General features: G+C 67.3%; 18 protein-coding genes. 10 read left to right on the forward strand and 8 right to left on the reverse strand.

All coding sequences use genetic code 11. The features are described 5' to 3' along the window. Nucleotides 1-82: 82 nt before the first annotated feature. The 5 genes from IEV87_RS07835 (at nt 83) to IEV87_RS07855 (ending at nt 6,838) form a co-directional block, all read left to right on the forward strand. Nucleotides 83-2,137 carry a hydantoinase/oxoprolinase family protein gene (locus IEV87_RS07835; RefSeq protein ID WP_188477091.1) on the forward strand — a complete coding sequence of 685 codons (2,055 nt, stop codon included), beginning with the start codon at nt 83-85 and terminating at the stop codon, nt 2,135-2,137. Beyond that, the gene (locus tag IEV87_RS07840; RefSeq protein ID WP_188477092.1) at nt 2,134-3,762 is read left to right on the forward strand and encodes a hydantoinase B/oxoprolinase family protein; all 1,629 of its coding nucleotides are present in this window, start codon (nt 2,134-2,136) and stop codon (nt 3,760-3,762) included. Before IEV87_RS07835 ends, IEV87_RS07840 begins: the two co-directional genes overlap by 4 nt. 132 nt (nt 3,763-3,894) lie before the next feature. Next, nucleotides 3,895-4,470, forward strand: a complete 576-nt coding sequence (locus IEV87_RS07845; protein WP_188477093.1) for a TRAP transporter small permease subunit — start codon at nt 3,895-3,897, stop codon at nt 4,468-4,470. Beyond that, nucleotides 4,467-5,774, forward strand: coding sequence for a TRAP transporter large permease (locus IEV87_RS07850; protein WP_188477094.1), 1,308 nt, complete (start codon nt 4,467-4,469; stop codon nt 5,772-5,774). The genes IEV87_RS07845 and IEV87_RS07850 overlap by 4 nt, the downstream gene beginning before the upstream one ends. Before the next feature lie 29 nt (nt 5,775-5,803). Continuing rightward, entirely contained in the window at nt 5,804-6,838 is a 1,035-nt protein-coding gene (locus tag IEV87_RS07855; RefSeq protein ID WP_188477095.1) for a TRAP transporter substrate-binding protein, read from the forward strand. Nucleotides 6,839-7,017: 179 nt separating this feature from the next. On the opposite strand, the gene IEV87_RS07860 is transcribed toward IEV87_RS07855, so the two are convergent. From IEV87_RS07860 to hutI, 5 genes are read right to left on the reverse strand one after another with little or no spacing between them, the layout of a single operon-like run. After that, on the reverse strand, nt 7,018-7,347 hold the full coding sequence (locus tag IEV87_RS07860) for a hypothetical protein (protein WP_188477096.1): 330 nt from the start codon (nt 7,345-7,347) through the stop codon (nt 7,018-7,020). A 38-nt stretch (nt 7,348-7,385) separates the two neighbouring features. Further along, nucleotides 7,386-9,059, reverse strand: a complete 1,674-nt coding sequence (hutU, locus tag IEV87_RS07865; protein WP_188477097.1) for a urocanate hydratase — start codon at nt 9,057-9,059, stop codon at nt 7,386-7,388. Further along, nucleotides 9,056-9,847: an N-formylglutamate deformylase gene (gene hutG / locus IEV87_RS07870; protein ID WP_188477098.1), complete on the reverse strand. Its 792-nt coding sequence runs from the start codon at nt 9,845-9,847 to the stop codon at nt 9,056-9,058. Before hutG ends, hutU begins: the two co-directional genes overlap by 4 nt. Further along, complete coding sequence (gene hutH / locus IEV87_RS07875) at nt 9,844-11,355, reverse strand: histidine ammonia-lyase (RefSeq protein WP_188477099.1); 1,512 nt, start codon at nt 11,353-11,355, stop codon at nt 9,844-9,846. Before hutH ends, hutG begins: the two co-directional genes overlap by 4 nt. Continuing rightward, a complete protein-coding gene (hutI, locus tag IEV87_RS07880) occupies nt 11,352-12,548 on the reverse strand; it encodes an imidazolonepropionase (protein ID WP_188477100.1) in 1,197 nt (398 codons plus the stop codon). Before hutI ends, hutH begins: the two co-directional genes overlap by 4 nt. 71 nt (nt 12,549-12,619) lie before the next feature. Between hutI and IEV87_RS07885 the strand changes: the two genes are divergently transcribed. The 5 genes from IEV87_RS07885 to IEV87_RS07905 all read left to right on the forward strand — a co-directional run bounded on the left by IEV87_RS07885 (nt 12,620) and on the right by IEV87_RS07905 (nt 17,211). Then, nucleotides 12,620-13,987: a formimidoylglutamate deiminase gene (locus IEV87_RS07885; protein ID WP_188477101.1), complete on the forward strand. Its 1,368-nt coding sequence runs from the start codon at nt 12,620-12,622 to the stop codon at nt 13,985-13,987. Beyond that, a complete protein-coding gene (locus IEV87_RS07890; RefSeq protein WP_188477102.1) occupies nt 13,984-14,685 on the forward strand; it encodes a GntR family transcriptional regulator in 702 nt (233 codons plus the stop codon). Before IEV87_RS07885 ends, IEV87_RS07890 begins: the two co-directional genes overlap by 4 nt. Nucleotides 14,686-14,896: 211 nt before the next feature. Next, nucleotides 14,897-15,898 carry a type I glyceraldehyde-3-phosphate dehydrogenase gene (gene gap, locus IEV87_RS07895; RefSeq protein WP_188477103.1) on the forward strand — a complete coding sequence of 334 codons (1,002 nt, stop codon included), beginning with the start codon at nt 14,897-14,899 and terminating at the stop codon, nt 15,896-15,898. 143 nt (nt 15,899-16,041) lie between these two features. After that, on the forward strand, nt 16,042-16,185 hold the full coding sequence (locus IEV87_RS07900) for a hypothetical protein (RefSeq protein WP_188477104.1): 144 nt from the start codon (nt 16,042-16,044) through the stop codon (nt 16,183-16,185). A 27-nt stretch (nt 16,186-16,212) separates the two neighbouring features. Next, nucleotides 16,213-17,211, forward strand: coding sequence for an alpha/beta fold hydrolase (locus IEV87_RS07905; protein ID WP_188477105.1), 999 nt, complete (start codon nt 16,213-16,215; stop codon nt 17,209-17,211). On the opposite strand, the gene coaD is transcribed toward IEV87_RS07905, so the two are convergent. The 3 genes from coaD to IEV87_RS07920 form a co-directional block, all read right to left on the reverse strand. Next, nucleotides 17,177-17,671 (reverse strand): pantetheine-phosphate adenylyltransferase, encoded by a 495-nt coding sequence (gene coaD / locus IEV87_RS07910; protein ID WP_188477106.1) that lies wholly within the window; start codon nt 17,669-17,671, stop codon nt 17,177-17,179. The genes IEV87_RS07905 and coaD overlap by 35 nt on opposite strands. Before the next feature lie 257 nt (nt 17,672-17,928). Then, the gene (locus IEV87_RS07915) at nt 17,929-18,363 is read right to left on the reverse strand and encodes a CBS domain-containing protein (protein WP_188477107.1); all 435 of its coding nucleotides are present in this window, start codon (nt 18,361-18,363) and stop codon (nt 17,929-17,931) included. Between the two features lie 17 nt (nt 18,364-18,380). Beyond that, nucleotides 18,381-19,310 (reverse strand): LysR family transcriptional regulator, encoded by a 930-nt coding sequence (locus IEV87_RS07920; protein ID WP_188477108.1) that lies wholly within the window; start codon nt 19,308-19,310, stop codon nt 18,381-18,383. Nucleotides 19,311-19,317 lie beyond the last annotated feature (7 nt).

A 19,317-nucleotide genomic window follows, 5' to 3' on the forward strand; every position in this document is an offset into this window, starting at 1 on the left:
AACTCGTAAAAATTACGAGTTTGATTTTATGAATTTCCGGCGCGAGGCTTCATGAAAGTTTTGCAACCGGATGACCTGCCTCATGACCACGCCCCGGATCACCATCGCCGTCGACATCGGCGGGACCTTCACCGATCTGGAATTCCGCGACGCGGTCTCGGGCCGGTCCCACAGCCTGAAGTCGCCGACCACGCCGGACAATCCGGCGCGCGGACTGACCGATGCGATTGAACAGGCCGGGGCGCGGTTCGGTTTTGCCAATGACGACATCGCACTGATCCTGCACGGCACGACCATCGCGACCAATGCCGTGCTGACCCGCGACCTGCCCGCCGGTGCGCTGATCACCACCGAAGGGTTCGAGGACGTGCTGGAAATCGGCCGCCACGCCCGCGGCGACATCTATGCGCTGAAGGGGCCCGACCGGTCAGTGCTGATCCCCCGTCGCCACCGGTTCGGTGCATCAGGGCGGATCGGCGCGGGGGGTGAAGAGGTGCGCGCGATCGACTTCGACGCGCTGGACGCCGTGATCGAACGGGTGGCGGCGTCGGGCGTCATGGCCACCGCCATCTGCCTGCTGAACGCCTTTGCCAACCCGGCGCATGAAATCGCGATCCGCGACCGGCTGCTGGCGCGCTGCCCGGATATGGCGGTGTCCTGCAGTCACGAGGTGTCGCCGGAAATCCGCGAATTCGAACGCACCGCCACCACCGTACTGAACGCCCTGCTGGTGCCGGTGATCGCCCGTTACGTCGACGCCCTGCGCCTGCGCCTGGCGGAGGCCGGGATCGGCGCGCCGCTTTACCTCATCCAGTCGAACGGCGGGGCGATCGGGCTGGACGCGGCGGTGAAAACCCCGGTCAAGCTGCTGCTCTCCGGTCCCTCAGGCGGGGTGCTTGCGGCGCAGAAGCTGGCGCGGCGGCTCGACACTCCGGACGTGGTCGGCGTGGACATGGGCGGGACCAGCTACGACGTCGCCGTGGTGTCGGGCGGGGTCCGGTCGGTTGTCACGCAGGGAGAGATCGACGGTCTGCCGGTGCGCGTGCCTATGGTGGAGATGCATACGATTGGTGCTGGCGGCGGCTCGATCGCCTTCGTCGATCCCTCGGGGCGGCTTCAGGTCGGCCCGCGCAGTGCGGGGGCGGTGCCGGGTCCGGTCTGCTACGGGCGCGGCGGGACGGAGCCGACGGTGACGGACGTCAACCTGATCCTCGGACGGCTGGATGCGGCGACCTTCCTTGGCGGGCGGTTCGCACTGGACCTAGACGGGGCGCGCTCCGCGCTGAGGGACCGGATCGAAACGCCGCTGGCGCTGGACCCGGATCATGCGGCTTCGGGGATCCTTGCAGTCGTCAACGCCAAGCTGGCGGCGTCGATCAAGTTCTCGCTCTTCGCCAAGGGGCTGGACCCGCGCGACTTTGCGCTGATGAGCTTTGGCGGCGCGGGCGGGCTGCACGCGGTCGAGGTGGCGGAGGAACTGGGCATCACCCGCGTGATCTTCCCGCGCGACCCGTCGACCTTCTCGGCCCATGGCATCCTGTTTTCCGACATCCGCCACGACCTGTCGCGGACGGAGATCCTGCCGCTTCTGCCCGAGAGTGCCGATGCACTTGCCGCGATGGCGGCGGAGCTGAGCGCGCAGGGTACGGCGCTGCTGGACGCGGACGGCATGGCCGCCGGCCGCCGCCGTCTGATCCTGACGGCCGACCTGCGTTACGCGGGACAGGCCTTCGAACTGACGATCCCCCTGCCCGACGGCCACATCACTGCCGGGACGCTGGCCGAGATGCGCAGGCGGTTCGAGGAGGAGCATCGCCAGCGGTTCTCCTTCGACGATCCGGAAGAAGAGGCGGAGCTTGTTACCCTGCGCCTGACTGCGGTTGGCGTCCTGGGCGACGGCGGGGATGCGGCGCCTGACTACGCGACCTCGGAAACCGCTGTGGCGAAGACCCGGCAGGTGCATGTGAACGGCGCCTGGACCGAAACGCCGGTGCATCGTCAGCTCGCCCTGCCTCCGGGAGCGGAGGTCGCGGGACCGGCGATCATCGAACAGGAATACACCACCATGCTGCTGCCTGCGGGCTGGGTTCTGACCATGACCCCCTCGGGCGACATGACCGCGAGGAAAGACACATGAGCCGCCCCGATCCCGTCCTGCTGGAAATCGTCTCTGCCGCGCTGGTGTCGGTGGCGGAAGAGATGTCGGTGACCGTCTGGCGCACGTCGCGATCGACCACGGTGCGCGAACTGCTCGACTACTCCACCGCCGTGTTTGACGCCGAGGGGCGCAACGTGGCGCAGGCGGCGCGGATGCCGGTGCACCTCAATTCGATGGAGCTGTGCCTGCAGCATGTCATCGCGCATCACATCCCGCTGGAGGACTGGCGCGACGGCGACGTGATCGTCACGAACGATCCCTATTGCGGCGGGCAGCACCTGCCCGATTTCATCGCCTTCAAGCCGGTGTTCCGGGACGGCAGGCGCATCGCCATCACCTGCGTGCTGATCCACCATGTCGACGTGGGCGGCGGGGCGGCGGGGGGCTACACCGCTTCGGCCGTCGAGGTGTTTCAGGAGGGGCTGCGCCTGCCGCCTGTGCGGATCGTGAAGGACGGGGCGATGCAGGAGGACCTGTTCGCAACCATCCTCCAGAACGTGCGGGAACCGGAGACGTTTCGCGGCGACTTCCTGAGCCAGATCGCCGCGCTCGACGTCGGCGCGCGGGCGATGCTGCGGCTGGCGGACCGCTACGGAGTGGAGACGCTGGAAGAAATCGGCGCGGCCCTGCTGGATCATGCGGAGCACGAGATGCGGGCGGCCATCGCGGCCCTGCCCGACGGGACATGGCAGGCGGAGGATTATACCGACCCCGAAGTGCCGGGCGGCGAGCCGCTGAAGATCGCGGTCACGCTGACGGTGGCGGGCGACGCCATCGCCATCGACTTCACCGGCACGGCCCCGCAGGCGCGCGGGCCGATCAATGCAACCATGGCGACGACGACCTCTGCCGTCTATTACGCGGTGATCGCCGCCTGCGGGGTGACGGCGACGGTGAACGCGGGCTGTTATCGCCCGATCACGGTCACGGCGCCGGAGGGCACGCTGGTCAACGCCTCCTTTCCTGCGCCGGTCGCGATGCGGATGCTGCCGGGGCACAAGACGGCGACGGCGGTGCTGAAGGCCTTCGCCAAGGTGATCCCCGAGAGGATCCCGGCCAGTTACTACGGCACGACCTTCAACCACGCGGTCAACATCCGGCATGCGGACGGGCGGCGGCAGGTCTATTTCGATGCAGAGCTCGGGGGCTGGGGCGCGCATCCCGAAAAGGACGGGCCGAACGGGCTTGCCGCCGGGTTCCACAACGGGCAGAACACCCCGGTCGAGATGATCGAGGCCCTGTTTCCGCTGCGCTTCCTGCGCTACGGGCTGGCCTCCGGCTCGGGCGGCGCGGGGAAGATGCGGGGCGGTCTGGGGATCGTCAGGGAGTGGGAATTCCTGGCCGAGGCGGGGCTGCTGAATTCCGCGTTCGACGTTTTCGACACCCGGCCCTACGGGCTGGACGGCGGGGCGGAGGGCGCGGGCGGATCGCTGTCGGTGACCCGCGACGGAGAGACGGTGCAACTGGCCGCCAAGACCGTGGGTCATCCGCTGAAGGCGGGCGACGTGGTGCGGATGCAGACGCCCGGCGGCGGCGGACATGGCGATCCGGCGGCGCGCGCGCCCGAGGCGGTCGCAGAGGACAAGGCGGACGGCTATGTCTGACAACGCCCTGCCCCGCGTCTGGTCGGAAACCGGGCAGATGCGCCGGAGCGGGCGGAATCGCCCTTCGGCGGCGGTCGCGGGTTGGACAGGGGCGGCGAAGCGTGGTCGGCTGGCACGAGGTGAGGTGCCCGCATGACAGATACGCTGATCGAAAACGTTTCGCGCTGGCTGGCCTGGGCTGCCGGAGCGGTTATCCTGTTCGGCTGCGCGCTGCCGATCACGGTGGACGTGCTGTCGCGCTATTTCCTGAACCGGTCGGCGGTGGAAAGCTTTGAAATCTCGGGCTTCGGACTGGCGGCCTGCATCGGCCTGGGCATGGCGCATACGGTGACGACCAAGGCGCATATCCGGGTGGATTTCGCCGTCGCCCGCCTGCCCTTTCCGCTGCGTGCCGCCTGCGACCTGCTGGCGGCCTGCGTTCTGGCGGTGGTGGCGGGGGCGCTGGCCTGGTTCGCCTGGAAGACCGCCGCGCAGTCCTATGCCATGGGGGCGCAGTCGATGTCGCTGCTGCGGATCCCCATGGTGATCCCCCAGGGCATCTGGTGGGTCGGGCTGTTCTGGTTCGCCTTCGTCGCCGTGCTTGCCCCCCTGCGCGCCGTGCTGCGGCTGGTCCGGGGCGACAGAGAGGGGTTCAACGAACTGGTCGGATCCGCCGACATCAACGCCGAGATCGACGAGGCCGTGCATGCGGCGGAGGGGCGGACATGATCGCGACGGCGCTCTCGCTCCTCCTCGGCCTGATCGCGCTGAGCCTGCCGGTCGCGGCGGTGCTGGCACTGGTCGGCTACATCCTGTCGGAAAACTACGCCTTCTTCCCGATGACCGGGGCGGCGGGGGAACTGGCCTGGAACGCGTCGGAGGACTTCATCCTCGTCGCGGCGCCGATGTTCATCATGATGGGCGAACTGATGCACCGCTCGGGCGTGTCGGGGCGGCTGTTCGATGCGCTGACACCGTGGTTTGCAAGGCTGCCGGGGCGGCTGATGCACACCAACATCGCGTCCTCGGCCGTGTTCGCGGCGACCTCCGGGTCCTCGCTCGCGACGGCGGCGACGATCGGGACGGTGGCGATCCCGAACATGGACAAGGGCGGGTACAACCGGCCGCTGTTCCTCGGCTCCATCGCCGCCGGGGGGACGCTCGGCATCCTGATCCCGCCGTCGATCAACATGATCATCTACGCGGTGCTGACCGATACCTCCGTCACCGACCTTTACGCCGCCGGGTTCCTGCCGGGCTTCGTGCTGGCGGCGCTGTTCTCCGGCATCGTGCTGGTGTTGGTGCTGTGGCGGCCGGAGTGGGGCGGGCCGAAGATCGCGGCAGAGGGGCTCTGGCGCGCGCGGCTGCGCGGGCTGCCGCAGCTGATCCCCCCGATCGGGCTTTTCGCCATCGTCGTCGGATCGATCTATGCCGGGATCGCCACCCCGACCGAGGCCGCCGCGCTTGGCCTGATCGCCACCGTCGGGCTGGTGGCGGTGAACCGGCAGCTGACCCTTGGTGTGCTGCTGGCGGCCTTCGAGGGGACGGCGCGGACCACCTGCATGATCATGCTGATCGTGATCGCCGCGTCCTTCCTGAACTTCGTCATGGTCTCCATCGGGCTCGTGCAGGCGATTTCCGACGCGGTGCTGGGTCTGGGGTTCAGCCCGCTTGGCATGCTGTTTGCGATCATCTGTTTCTACCTCGTGCTTGGCTGCTTCATGGAGACGCTGTCGATGATGATCGCCACCACACCGATCATCGCCCCCGTCGTCATCTCGCTCGGCTATTCGCCGGTGTGGTGGGGCGTCGTCTTCGTCATCCTGATCGAGGCGGCGCTGATCACGCCCCCCGTGGGGATGAACCTTTACGTCGTGCAGGCCGTGCGGAAGGGCGGCGGCGCGTTCAGCGACCTCTTCAAGGGGGCCGCACCTTTCCTGATCGCGATGATGATCCTGATCGGGATCCTGATTGCCTTCCCGCAGCTGGCGCTCTGGCTGCCCTCCATACTCAATCCGAAAACCGGCGGATAACGCCGGACCAACCAACTGGGAGACCACCAATGAAGACACTGATAGCAACCGCCCTCGCCGGGCTGATCGCCCTGCCGGTCGCCGCGCAGGACATGCCGGAGACCGAATTCAACGTCGTAGGGTCAATCGGCACGCTGTCGATGTACACCGACAAGGAACTGCCGTTCTGGAGCGAACAGGTCCCGGCGGAGACCGGCGGCAAGGTGAAGGCCAACGTGAAGCCCTTCACCGAACTGGGGTTCAAGGGCGGTGAGATCTTCCGCCTTGTCAGCACCGGCACGTTGCATATGGCGACGACCGTTCTGGCCTACAACTCCGGCGAGGTGCCGATGAACGAAAGTGCCGACCTCGTTGGGCTGCTCGGCTCGGTCGAGGAGCTGGCGGATGCGGTCGACGCCTGGCGCCCGGCCTTCGCGGAGTTCCTGGAGACCCAGCACAACATCAAGCTTCTGGGCTTCGGCACCTACCAGGCGCAGGTGATTTACTGCCGCGACGAGTTCACCGCCATCGCCGATCTGGCGGGGCGCAAGGTGCGTGCCTCGGGCGCGTCGCAGCAGGCGTTTGTCAGCAGCCTTGGCGGTTCGCCGGTGTCCATCGCCTTTGCCGAGGTGTCGTCCTCTCTCGCCTCCGGGGTCGTCGACTGCGCGATCACCGGGGCGCTGTCGGGCTACAAGGCGAAGTGGAGCGAGAGCGCGCGTTTCATCTCTCCGATGCCGGTCAACTTCGGACTGGCGGCACAGCTGGCGAACCTCGACTGGTGGAACGGGCTGGATGCCTCCGTGCAGGAGTACCTGACGACGGGGCTCGCGGGGCTGGAGACGTCGATCTTCGAGCTGGCGGCGACGGAGACAGAGACGGGCCTCGCCTGCAACACCTCCGGCCCCTGCCCGCACGGCGATCCGGCCGGCATGACGCTGGTCCCACTGACGGAGGCGGACGAGACGCTGGTGGCGGAAAGCGTCGCTTCGGCCATCCTGCCGGCCTTCGCGGAACGCTGCGGGGCGGAATGCGTTGCGACCTGGAACGAGACGATCGGCGCGTCGCTTGGCGTGACGATCGAGTGAATTAGACGAGGCGCGGCGGCTTGGGTCGCCGCGCTTTTTCACTTTCCCTCGATCAATAAGCGGAGGGCTGCGCCGACCCGCCCCGTCGCACCAGAGGTGCGCCGTTATTTGCTGGCCCGCCTCTGGCGTGACCGGCGGCGCTGCCCTCGTTTCTAACCACAGGCGTTGCTTCGCGGCGTCTAGCCCGCGATCCCCTCCGGCAGCTCCTCCAGCGGCGTCTGGATAAACGCCCGGCTCCCGTCGACATGCCAGGCCTGCGCGATGTCCTCCCTCAGAAGTTCCAGCCGGAAGCCGTTCCGCTCCCCTCCCCGGAACTGGTCGTAGCGGGTCCAGTAGGTGTCACCCTCCAGACCCCAGATGCCGCCCTCCTCCGCCCCGTCGGCGAAGCGCAGGGCGCAGGTGCCGTCGGGGCGATAGGTCACGGCAGCCGCCCGCGCCCCGGTCGCGGGGTCGAAGGCGTTGAGCGTGCGGCCCATGAGGAACCGGTGAACATCGTCAGGCGTCATCATGGCCCGAGCCTACCCCAAGCCGGGGCCACCGCAATGGGTCACAGCCCGAGGATCCCCGGCAGGCGCAGCCCGTGGTCCTTTGCGCATGCAATCGCATCCTCATAGCCCGCATCCGCATGGCGCCAGACCCCCGAGGCCGGGTCGTTCCACAGAACGCGTTCCAGACGGCGGGCGGCATCCTCTGTCCCGTCGGCGACGATGACCATACCGGCGTGCTGGGAAAAGCCCATGCCGACGCCGCCGCCGTGGTGCAGCGACACCCAGGTCGCCCCGCTCGCCGTGTTGATCAGCGCGTTCAGCAGCGGCCAGTCGGACACCGCATCCGATCCGTCCTTCATCGCCTCCGTCTCGCGGTTCGGGGAGGCGACGGAGCCGGAATCCAGATGGTCGCGGCCGATGACCACCGGGGCCTTCAGCTCTCCGGACGCGACCATCTCGTTGAACTTCAGCCCGGCGCGGTGCCGGTCGCCAAGGCCGATCCAGCAGATGCGGGCGGGCAGGCCCTGAAAGGCGATCCGCTCGCGCGCCATGTCGAGCCATGTGTGAAGATGAGTGTTGTCGGGGAACAGCTCCTTCATCGCCTGATCGGTCTTGTAGATATCCTCCGGATCGCCGGAGAGGGCACACCAGCGGAAGGGACCGATCCCCTTGCAGAACAGGGGCCGGATATAGGCGGGCACGAAACCGGGGAAGGCAAAGGCGTTTTCCAGCCCCTCGTCCTTGGCGACCTGCCGGATGTTGTTGCCGTAGTCGAGCACCGGAACACCGTCGTTCCAGAAGTCGACCATCGCGGCGACATGCACCTTCATCGAGGCGCGGGCGGCCTTTTCGACGGCCTTCGGATCGCTCTCCCGCTTCCCGCGCCATTCGGCCATGCTCCAGCCCTGCGGCAGGTAGCCGTTCACCGGGTCGTGGGCGGAGGTCTGGTCGGTCACGATATCGGGGCGGATGCCGCGCCGGTGGATTTCCGGGAAGATATCGGCGGCGTTGCCGAGCAGGCCGACGGATTTCGCCTCTCCGGCCTTTGTCCAGCGGGAGATCATCTCCATCGCCTCGTCCAGCGTTTCGGCCTTTTCGTCGAGGTATCTGGTGCGCAGCCGGAAGTCGATGCTGTCGGGGTTGCATTCGACCGCAAGGCAGCAGGCCCCGGCGAAGACAGCGGCGAGCGGCTGTGCACCGCCCATGCCGCCAAGGCCCCCGGTCAGGATCCAGCGGCCCTTGAGGTCGCCGCCGTAGTGCTGGCGTCCGGCCTCGGCGAACGTCTCGTAGGTGCCCTGAACGATGCCCTGCGTGCCGATGTAGATCCAGGACCCGGCGGTCATCTGGCCGTACATCATCAGGCCCTTCCTATCGAGTTCAGAGAAATGGTCCCATGTCGCCCAGTGCGGCACGAGGTTGGAGTTGGCGATCAGCACGCGCGGGGCGTCGGCATGGGTGCGGATGATGGCGACGGGCTTACCGGACTGTACAATGAGCGTCTCGTCCCCCTCCAGATCCTTCAGCCCAGCGACGATCCGGTCGAAGTCGGCCCAGGTCCGGGCCGCCCGCCCGATACCGCCGTAGACGACCAGTTCATGCGGGTTCTCGGCCACGTCCGGGTGCAGGTTGTTCATCAGCATCCGCATCGGCGCCTCCGTCAGCCAGCTTTTCGCGGTGATCTCGGACCCGGTCGGGGGGAAGACGTCACGGGTGTTCTTGCGCGGATCGCTCATGCGGGTCTCCAGCGGGTCAGGGTGTCGAGGATGGTTTTCAGGTGCGGACGCAGGCGGTCGGCCTTTTCGGTGTCGTAGTTCCAAGGCGGGCTTTTGGTCATGTAGGCGTCCTGCGACAGCTCCATCTGGATGGCGTGCCAGCCGTCAGCGGGGCGGCCATAGTGGCGCGTGGTCCAGCCGCCGGTGAAGCGGCCGTTCAGGACCATGGAATATCCCGCCGCCCCGGCGCAGATCGCCGTCACCGTCTGTTCGATGGAGGGGGCGCAGGTCGTGCCCTTCGAGGTGCCGATGTTGAAATCGGGCAGCGTGCCGTCGAAGAGAAAGGGGATGACGGACCGGATGGAGTGGCAGTCGTAGAGCAGCGCGAAACCGTGAACGGCGCGGATACGGGTCAGTTCAGCCTCGAGCGCCGTATGGTAGGGGATGTGATACGCAAGGCGGCGTCGTTCGATTTCGTCGGCGTCCGGCGCGTCGCCTTCGTCGTAAAGCGGGCGGCCGTCGAAATCGGTGAGCGGACAGAGGCCAGTGGTGTTCTGGCCGGGATAGAGGCTGGCCCCGGTCGGGTCCCGGTTCACGTCGATGGCGTAGCGGTGGATCGTGGTGCGGACGGTGGTGATGCCCTCCGCCAGCCCCGCATAAAGGTCGTGGATGTGCCAGTCGGTATCGGCAATCGCGCGGCCCGTGGCATTCAGGCGGGCGGCGACATCGGGCGGCAGGGTGGTCCCGGTGTGCGGCAGGCCAAGGATCAATGGACTGTCGCCACGGGTGATTTCGAGGAAGTCCGTCATACCAATTCCACCTTTCCGGCCTGTGCCAGCGCGTCCGCCTCGACCAGGGCGGCGGCGGCTTCGATGTCGGGCGCGAGGTAGCGGTCCTGATCGAGCCTCGGTATCTTTGCCCGGATCGTGTCCAGCACCGCCTGCAGGGGCGCGGAGGTCTTCAGCGGCGCGCGCGTCTCGATCCCCTGCGCGGCGCAGAGCGCCTCAACCCCGAGGATGACCGACAGGTTGTCGGTCATGCGGGACAGGCGGCGGGCCCCGTGGGCGGCCATGGAGACGTGATCCTCCTGGTTGGCGGAGGTCGGGGTGCTGTCGGTCGAACAGGGATTGGCGAGGTGCTTGTTCTCGCTCATCAGGGCCGCCGTCGTGACCTCGGCGATCATGAAGCCGGAGTTCAGCCCCGGCGCGGGGGTCAGGAAAGGCGGCAGGTCGTGGCTGAGCGTCGGGTCCACCATCAGGGCGACGCGGCGCTGCGCAATCGCCCCGACCTCGGCCAGGGCCAATGCAATCTGATCGGCGGCAAAGGCGACCGGTTCGGCGTGGAAATTGCCGCCGGAGAAGATGCCCTCGGGGGTGACAAGCGGGTTGTCGGTGACGGCGTTCGCCTCGACCTCAAGCGTCCGCCCGGCGAAGCGGAGCAGGTCAAGCGCCGCGCCCGCCACCTGAGGCTGACAGCGGATGCAGTAGGGATCCTGCACGCGGGTGTCGCCCTCTCGGTGGCTTTCGCGGATCTCGCTGCCCTCCATCAGTGCCGACATGGCGGCGGCGGTGTCGATCTGCCCGGCGTGGCCGCGCAGGGCGTGGATTGCCGGTTGCAAGGGCTGGGTGGAGCCCATGATCGCGTCGGTCGACAGGCAGGAGGTCACGACGGCGGCGCGCAGCAAAGTCATGGCGCGGAACAGGCCGGTGAGCGCGCAGGCGGTGGAAAACTGGGTGCCGTTGATGAGCGCGAGCCCTTCTTTCGGGCCTAGGATCACGGGGGTCAGCCCGGCCTGCGCCAAGGCCTGCCCGCCGGACATGCGGTCGGCACCGATCATCGCCTCTCCCTCCCCAATCATGACGGCGGCGAGGTGGGCAAGCGGGGCGAGGTCTCCGGATGCGCCGACCGAGCCCTGAGACGGGATCACGGGGGTGACGCCGGCGGCGAGCATGGCTTCGATCTGGGCGCAGATTTCCCACCTCACGCCCGATGCGCCGCGCCCGAGGGAGAGGAGCTTGAGCGCCATCATCAGACGGGTCGTGGCGGGGTCCAGCGGCTCTCCGACCCCGCAGCAGTGCGACAGGATCAGGTTGCGCTGGAGCATTTCCGTGTCGTCCGGCGCGATGCGGACCGAGGCGAGCTTGCCGAAGCCGGTGTTGACCCCGTAGACCGGTGCGCTGCCCCGCGCGGCGTCGCGCACGATCCGCGCAGCGGCTTCCACGGCAGGGCGCGCGGCGGGGTCCAGGGTGGCGGGGCCCTGCCCTCTCCAGAGCGTTTCTAGCGTGGCGAGGGTGGTGGTGCCGGGGGTCAGGATCATGCGCGGCCTCCGAACAGGCGCTGGTGGAGCGGCGTGATGCCAATGGTATAGGAGAGTTCCGCCGGGTCGCTGACGTCCCAGACGGCAAGGTCGGCACGGTTGCCGGGCGCGATGGCGCCGCAGTCGGTCAGGCCAAGGGCGCGGGCGGCGTTTTTCGTGGTGCCCGCCAAGGCCTCGGCCGGGGTGAGGCCGAAGAGGGTGCAGCCCATGTTCATCGCCAGCAGCAGCGATCCTAGCGGGGAGGACCCGGGGTTCCAGTCGGTCGCCAGCGCCATGGGCACACCGTGCTGCCGGAAGGCGGCAACGGGGGGCTTCTGCGTTTCGTGCAGGGTGTAGAAGGCACCGGGGAGGAGCACGGCGACGGAGCCGGAGGCGGCGAGCGCGGCGGCGTCCTCCTCCGTCGCGTATTCGACGTGATCGGCGGAGAGGGCGTCGTAGTGCGCAGCAAGCCGCGTGCCGCCGAGGCTGGAAAGCTGTTCGGCGTGCAGCTTGACCGGCAGGCCGAGGTCGCGGGCCACATCGAAGACGCGGGCGATCTGGGCGGGGGTGAAGGCGATGCCTTCGCAGAAACCGTCGACCGCATCGACCAGACCCTCAGCATGGGCGGCTTTCAGCGCGGGGATGCAGGTGTCATCAATGTATGCGTCGGGGTCGGTGCCCTTGGGCGTGGCATGGGCGCCGAGGAAAGTGGTCTTCACCCGGATTGGTCGGAGGTCGGCGATCCGGCGGGCCACACGCAGCATCCGCAGTTCGGTGTCGCGGTCGAGGCCATAGCCCGACTTGATCTCTACCGTGGTAACGCCCCCGGCGATCAGGGTGTCGGCACGGCAGAGGGCGGTTTGCAGCAACTCGTCCTCGGATGCCGCGCGGGTTGCGGTGACGGTGGAGACGATGCCGCCCCCTGCCCGCGCGATCTGTTCGTAACTCGCTCCTTCCAGCCGCATCTCGAATTCGCGGGCGCGGTTGCCGCCGAAGACGAGATGCGTGTGGCAGTCGATCAGGCCGGGGGTCGTGAGCCGTCCGCCGAGGTCGCGAGTTGGCAGCGCCGCATATTGCCCGGGCAGGTCGGCGGCGGGACCCGTCCAGGCGATCCGGCCGTCCTTTACCGCTATGGCGGCGTCTTCGATCAGGCCATAACCCTCGCCCCTCATGGTGGCGGCGGTGGTGTTGGTGAGGAGGAAGCTGTCCGACATGCCCTGCCCTTGCGGAACCCGTGTCAGATTCTTAATATGTACGTACTTATTATGTCAACCGAGGTCGGGTGATGCAGAAAATCCATGCGAAAGAGGTGCTCACCCCGAAGGGGTGGCAGGCCGACGTGACGGTGAGCATCGGGGCGGACGGTCGAATCGCGGGGATCGAGGCCGGATGCGCGCCGGATGCGCAGGGCGTTGACCTCCTCCTTCCCGCGCCGGTGAACCTGCACAGCCATGCCTTTCAGCGGGCCATGGCCGGGCTGACGGAAACGCGGGGACCGGACCCGCGCGACAGCTTCTGGACCTGGCGACGGCTGATGTACCGCTTCCTCGACCGGCTGACACCGGATCAGGTTGAGGCGATCGCCGCGCAGGTCTTCATGGAGATGCTGGAGTCCGGTTACGGAGCGGTCGCGGAGTTTCATTACCTTCACCACGGGCCGGACGGACAGCCCTACGACGACCTCGGCGAGATGGCGGGAAGGATCGCGGCGGCGGCGCAGGCAACGGGGATCGGACTGACGCTGCTGCCGGTTCTCTACATGCACGGGGGCTGCGACGGGCGTGCGCTGGCCGGGGGACAGCGGCGGTTCGGCAATGATTTCAACCAGTTCGCGCGGTTGCATGAGATGTCCGGCGGGCTGGTCCGGTCGGGTCCGCCTGATTTCGCTCTTGGGCTTGCGCCGCACAGCCTCAGGGCGGTGGACCGCGATGCGCTGCGCGAGGCCGTGACGCTGTCGGGGGATGGCGTGATCCATATGCACCTTGCCGAACAGGTGGCCGAGGTGGAGGAAGTGGAGGCCGCATGGGGCGCGCGTCCGGTACGCTGGCTGCTGGACAACCATCTCGTGACCGACCGCTGGTGCCTGATCCACTGCACGCAGATGACGCTGGAGGAGACGGCCGCACTGGCCGCAACCGGGGCCGTCGCGGGGCTTTGCCCGATCACGGAGAGCAACCTTGGCGACGGAATATTCAACGGCACGGATTACGCGGCGGCGGGCGGGCGGTTCGGGGTCGGGTCGGATTCCAACGTGCACATCGCCCTGTTCGAGGAGCTTTGCACCCTGGATTATTCGCAGCGCCTGCGCGACCGGAGCCGGGCCGCGATGGCGGTGCCGGGGCGATCCTCGGGCCGGGTGCTGTTCGACGCGGCGGCGCAGGGCGGGGCACAGGCGGCGGGGCGGAATTCCGGGCGGATCGTGGCGGGGGCCTGGGCCGATCTGGTGGCGGTCTCGACGGACAATGACAGGGTCTGCGGGCGGCGGGGGGACACGGCGCTGGACACGCTGATCTTTGCCGGTCAGGGGCGGCAGAGCATATGCGACGTGTGGAGCGCAGGACGGCATGTGGTCCGGGAGGGGCGGCACGTGGCGCGCGACAGGGTGTCGGCGCGGTTCCGTGGCGTGATTGCCGAACTCGGGCAGGACATATGACGGAAGACCAGCGACTTGGCTGGCGCGAGGTGCGCGACACGATTCACGACTGGATCCTGTCGGGGCGCTATGGCGCGGGGGACAAGCTGCCGCGCGATGCGGATATCGCGGGCGATCTGGACTGCGCCCGGTCAACCGTCGTGCGGGCGATGCAGGACCTGTCGGACGCGGGCGTGGTGGACCGGCGGCGCCGGGGCGGCACGCGGGTGCGGCCAGACCCGGTGGTGCGTGCGACGCTCGACATCCCGATCACGCGGGCAGAGATCGAGGGAAAGGGCGGGCGATATGGCTACCGGCTGGTCCGGCAGGCGCGCGCCCTGCCCCCTGCCCCGGTTCTGGAAGCGGTCGGATGGGACGCGCCGCACGAGATGCTGCAGGTGGAGGCGCTGCACCTCTCCGACAACGTCCCGCATATGTTCGAGGACCGGTGGATAAGCCTTGAGACGGCGCCGGAAATTCTCTCGGTCGACCTGGCGGTGCAGAACGCCAACGAGTGGCTGGTCCTGAACAAGCCCTATTCCCGGTTCGAAGTGCGGTTCTATGCCGTCGCCGCCGATCCGCGTCTCGCCGTGCTGATGCAGGTGGCGGAAGGCGCGCCGATGCTGGTGATCGAGCGCACGACATGGATCGCGGAGCAGCCGATCACCACCGTCAAATCCGTCGCCCGCCCCGGTTTCCAGCTGCTGAGCCGGAGCTGAGTGCGGGCTGATTCTGCCCCGTGCGATCGGAGATTGTCGCTCCGCCCGCAACCCGGCGCATGTGTTAGCGCGAACCGTCCCCGAGGTTAGCGCCACCAACGCGAAACCCTGCTGAGTTATCGCTAACACTTTGGTCAAATTCGGTTTTCCGACTTATGATCCGCGCGACATCCGGCTATAGACCGGGCAAAATCAATCAGGAGTAGCCCCCATGACCGTCACCGTCGGGATCAACGGATTTGGCCGCATCGGCCGCTGCACGCTCGCCCATATCGCGGAGAGCGCGCGCAACGACGTGCAGGTCGTGAAGATGAACGCGACGGGGCCGATCGAGACCAATGCGCATCTGCTGAAATACGACAGCGTGCACGGGCGCTTTGGCGGAGACGTCAAGGTCGCGGGCAACACCATGGACATCGGACGCGGGCCGATGGAGGTGTTTTCGACCTACAATCCCGAAGAACTCGACTGGTCGGGCGTGGATGTGGTGCTGGAATGCACCGGCAAGTTCAACGACGGCGAGAAGGCGAAGGTGCATCTGGAGCGCGGCGCCAAGAAGGTGCTGATCTCGGCGCCCGCGAAGAATGTGCAGAAGACCATCGTCTACGGCGTGAACCACCGCGATCTGGTGGCCTCTGACACCATGATCTCCAATGGATCCTGCACGACAAACTGCCTGGCCCCGCTGGCCAAGGTGCTGAACGACGCGATCGGGATCGAGAGCGGGATCATGACGACGATCCATTCCTATACCGGTGACCAGCCGACGCTGGACCGTCGCCACAAGGACCTGTACCGCGCGCGGGCGGCGGCGATGTCGATGATCCCGACCTCGACCGGCGCGGCGAAGGCGCTTGGCGAAGTGCTGCCGGAGTTGAAGGGCAAGCTGGACGGATCGGCGATCCGGGTGCCGACGCCGAACGTGTCCGCGGTCGACCTGACCTTCGTCGCCATGAAGGACGTGACCGAGGCGGACGTGAACGAGGTGGTGCGCGAAGCGGTCGCCGGCCACATGGGCGCGGTGATGGGCTATGACCCGGAACCGAAGGTCTCCATCGACTTCACCCATACGGAGCAGTCGTCGATCTTTGCCCCCGACCAGACCAAGGTCATAGGAAAGCGGCTGGTGCGGGTGCTGGCGTGGTATGACAACGAATGGGGCTTCTCGGCACGGATGGCCGATGTTGCGGCGGCCATGGGGCGGCTGGTCTGACCCTGCGCACGGGACCGGAGGCCCTGCTTCCGGACCTCCGGGATATTTCGGGCAAGATGAAGGGGACGGGCCGGCGGCCCGCCCTTGATCCGTGCGATGCGCTTTGGCATAGGCTGGTGCCGGGGCCGCACGGAGGACGACCGATGACAAACACGCTTTCGGTTGCGCTTGCGGCGATCATCATCGGGTTGCTGGTGGCGGACTGGCAGATGGCAGACTGGGCCAACAGTCTGTTTCTTGCCCGAAAATTTGCCGAACTGCTGGAATGGGTCGCCTTTTGGCGCTAAGGCTTTTCAAACATTCCGACCGAAGCCATGCCCGATCTCATTCCGACCATCCTTCTTATCCTGTTCGGGTTCAGCCTGTTCGTCCTTCTGGGCAACATCGCCTATTCCTGGCGCCACAAGGTGACGGTCGAACGGGCTGTCCCGCCGCGCGGGGCCTTCACCACGATCTCGACCGGGCGGCTGCACTACGTGGATTGCGGCACCGGTCAGGCGATCCTGATGATCCACGGGCTTGGCGGGAACCTCGGGCATTTCGACTGCGGACTGATCGACGATCTGGCGCGGGATTTCCGGGTGGTGGCGATCGACCGGCCGGGGTCCGGCTATTCCGAACGCTCTCCGGGTGCGCCGGCGAATATCCGCGCGCAGGCGCGGCAGGTGGCCGAGGTCATCGAAAAGCTGGAGATCGACAATCCGCTGGTGGTCGGCCATTCGCTTGGCGGAGCGGTAGCCCTGGCCCTGGCGCTGGAAAAGCCGGAACTGGTGCGCGGGCTGGCGCTGCTTGCGCCGCTGTCTCTGCCGCCCAAGGAGAAGCTGGAGATCTTCGAGGACTGCCGGATCAATTCCGACCTGCAGCGCTGGATCACATCCTGGACCACCGCGATCCCGCGGATGCTGCGGCACCCCGAACCCGTGCGGCAGGAGGTCTTCGGCCCTGACCCCATGCCTGCCGACTATGCCGTGCGCGGGGGCGGGCTGCTGGCGCTGCGGCCGGGGGCCTTCTACAACGCCAGTCGCGACTTCATGGCCATGGGCGAGGACATGGCCGGCATGTCGCGGGAATACGCGCGGCTCGCCGTGCCGGTGCGGGTGCTCTACGGCAAGGAGGACAGGGTGCTGGATCACATGCACCATGGCGAGGTGCTGGTGCGCCGCTATCCGCAGATCGGGCTGAAACTGATCGAGGGCGGGCACATGCTGCCGATCACGCGCACCGCCGACTGCGCCGGTTTCATCCGGCGCGCCGCCGAGGCGATGAAGGACCGGAAGTTTATTTCCCGAGCTTCGCCAGAAGTTTATCGTTGACCGCCGGGGTCACGAATTTCCTGACATCCCCGTCGAGCCGGGCGATTTCCTTGACCAGCTTGGACGCGATGGCCTGATGCTTGGCATCGGCCATGAGGAAGACGGTTTCCACCGAATTGTTCAGAGAGCGGTTCATTCCGACCATCTGGTATTCGTATTCGAAATCCGCCACGGCCCGCAGCCCGCGCACGATGATCGAGGCGCCGACGTCCTGCGCGCAGTGGATCAGAAGGTTCTCGAACGGATGCGCGACGATCTCGGTCCCGGTTTCGTCGGAGAGCTTGACACATTCGGCCTCGATCATGCCGACGCGTTCCTCGAGCGAGAAGAGCGGGCCCTTGTCGCGGTTGATCGCCACGCCGATGACAAGCCGGTCCACCAGCGCCGTGGCGCGGCGGATGATGTCCACGTGGCCGAGGGTGATCGGGTCGAAGGTGCCGGGGTAAAGACCAATGCGCATGGCGTCCTCTCGTCATCGCGTTTCTGCGCACGCAACATTATTGCGCGGGGGAATGCAAGGGCTTGCCGGAATTATCCCGCGCGAGGGTTGCCGTGAGGGGTGTCGCCATCGGATGTGTTGGCCCGTTGTCCCAGTGCGGAGCGACCGTCACCCCCGGACTTGATCCGGGGATTTCTGACCGGGGAGATCCTCGGATCAAGTCCGAGGATGACCACCGCATGAGGGATGACGGCTCTCGGGGTGGCTTCCGGGCTGGTTCAGTGCCCGGCGATCATGCCTTCCAGCGCGTCGCGTTCCATGGACAGCTGGTTGAGCCGCGCCTTGACCACGTCGCCGATGGTTACGATGCCGATCAGCGTGTCGTTTTCGACAACCGGCATGTGGCGGAAGCGGCCGTCGGTCATGCGGCGCAGCACTTCGTCGGCGGTGTCGCGGCGTTCGCAGCAGACGGGATCACGGGTCATCAGCGCGTCGGCCCTGTCCTCCATGATGCCGGGTCCCCTGCGTGACAGGGCGCGCACGATGTCGCGTTCCGACAGGATGCCGTCCGCCGTATCGCCGGTCGCCGACACCACCACGCCGCCGATGCGGTTTTCGGTCAGGATGCGCGTGACCTCGGACACCGGGACGTCCGGCTTCACGGTCACCACACCCTCGGCGCCCTTGGATTGCAGGATCTGCTGCACGATCATGGCCATTCCTCCTCTGGCTATGTGTGCGCTTCAGCGTCCGCCCCCTGCGACATTTTGTCAAGCGCGCCCTCCAACCGCGCCACTTCGGTCCGCAGACCTTCGCCGAGCAGCGCGGCAAACCGGTTCATGCGTTCGAGCCGGGCGTCGTCTTCGTGGCGAACCAGGTAGAAGCTGCGGGTGAGCGAGAAGGCGTCCGTGAGGATGCGCCGCAGTTCCGCAGCGGACGGCAGGGCAAAGTCGTGGACGATGCCGACCCCTGCCCCCTGCCGCAGCCAGTTCAACTGCACCACGACGGAGTTGGAGGCGAGCGGCACACGCCCCGTGCCAAGATCGCCGAGGTAGTCGAGTTCCTTGTCGAAGATCATGTCGGGGATATAGCCTGTCATGCGGTGATGGCGCAGGTCGCGCAGGTCGGTAAGCGGCGCGTGGCGGGAGAGATAGCTGTGCGCGGCGGCAAGGTGCAGGTGATAGTCGCTGATCTTCTGCACCAGCAGGCGCCCGGCCGTCGGGCGGCTGACGGTGACGGCCATGTCGGCCTCGCGCCGCGACAGGTTGAACAGGCGGGGGAGCGCGACGATCTGGAGTTCAAGCTCGGGGTTATCGTCGAGGATCGCGGCACAGACCTGCGGCAGGAGGAAGTTCGCCACCCCGTCCGGCGCACCGATGCGGATCTGGCCAGAGAGGCGGCCCGCCTGCCCCGCGATCTCCTCACCAGCGGCCATGACAGCCTGTTCGGCGCGCAGGGCGTGGTCCATCAGGCGCTGGCCGGCGTCGGTCAGGGCGTAGCCCTGCGGCGACTTGGCGAAGAGCGCGGCGCCGATCTGTTCCTCCAGCCGGCCGACGCGTCGCCCCACTGTTGCGGGGTCGATGCGCAGGCGACGGCCCGCACCCGAAAGGCTTTCGTCGCGCGCCACGGCAAGGAAAATCCGCAGGTCATCCCAGTGCATCCGGCCC

Origin of the sequence: Primorskyibacter flagellatus (genome assembly GCF_014638275.1) — a bacterium.
Lineage (GTDB): Bacteria > Pseudomonadota > Alphaproteobacteria > Rhodobacterales > Rhodobacteraceae > Pseudooceanicola > Pseudooceanicola flagellatus_A.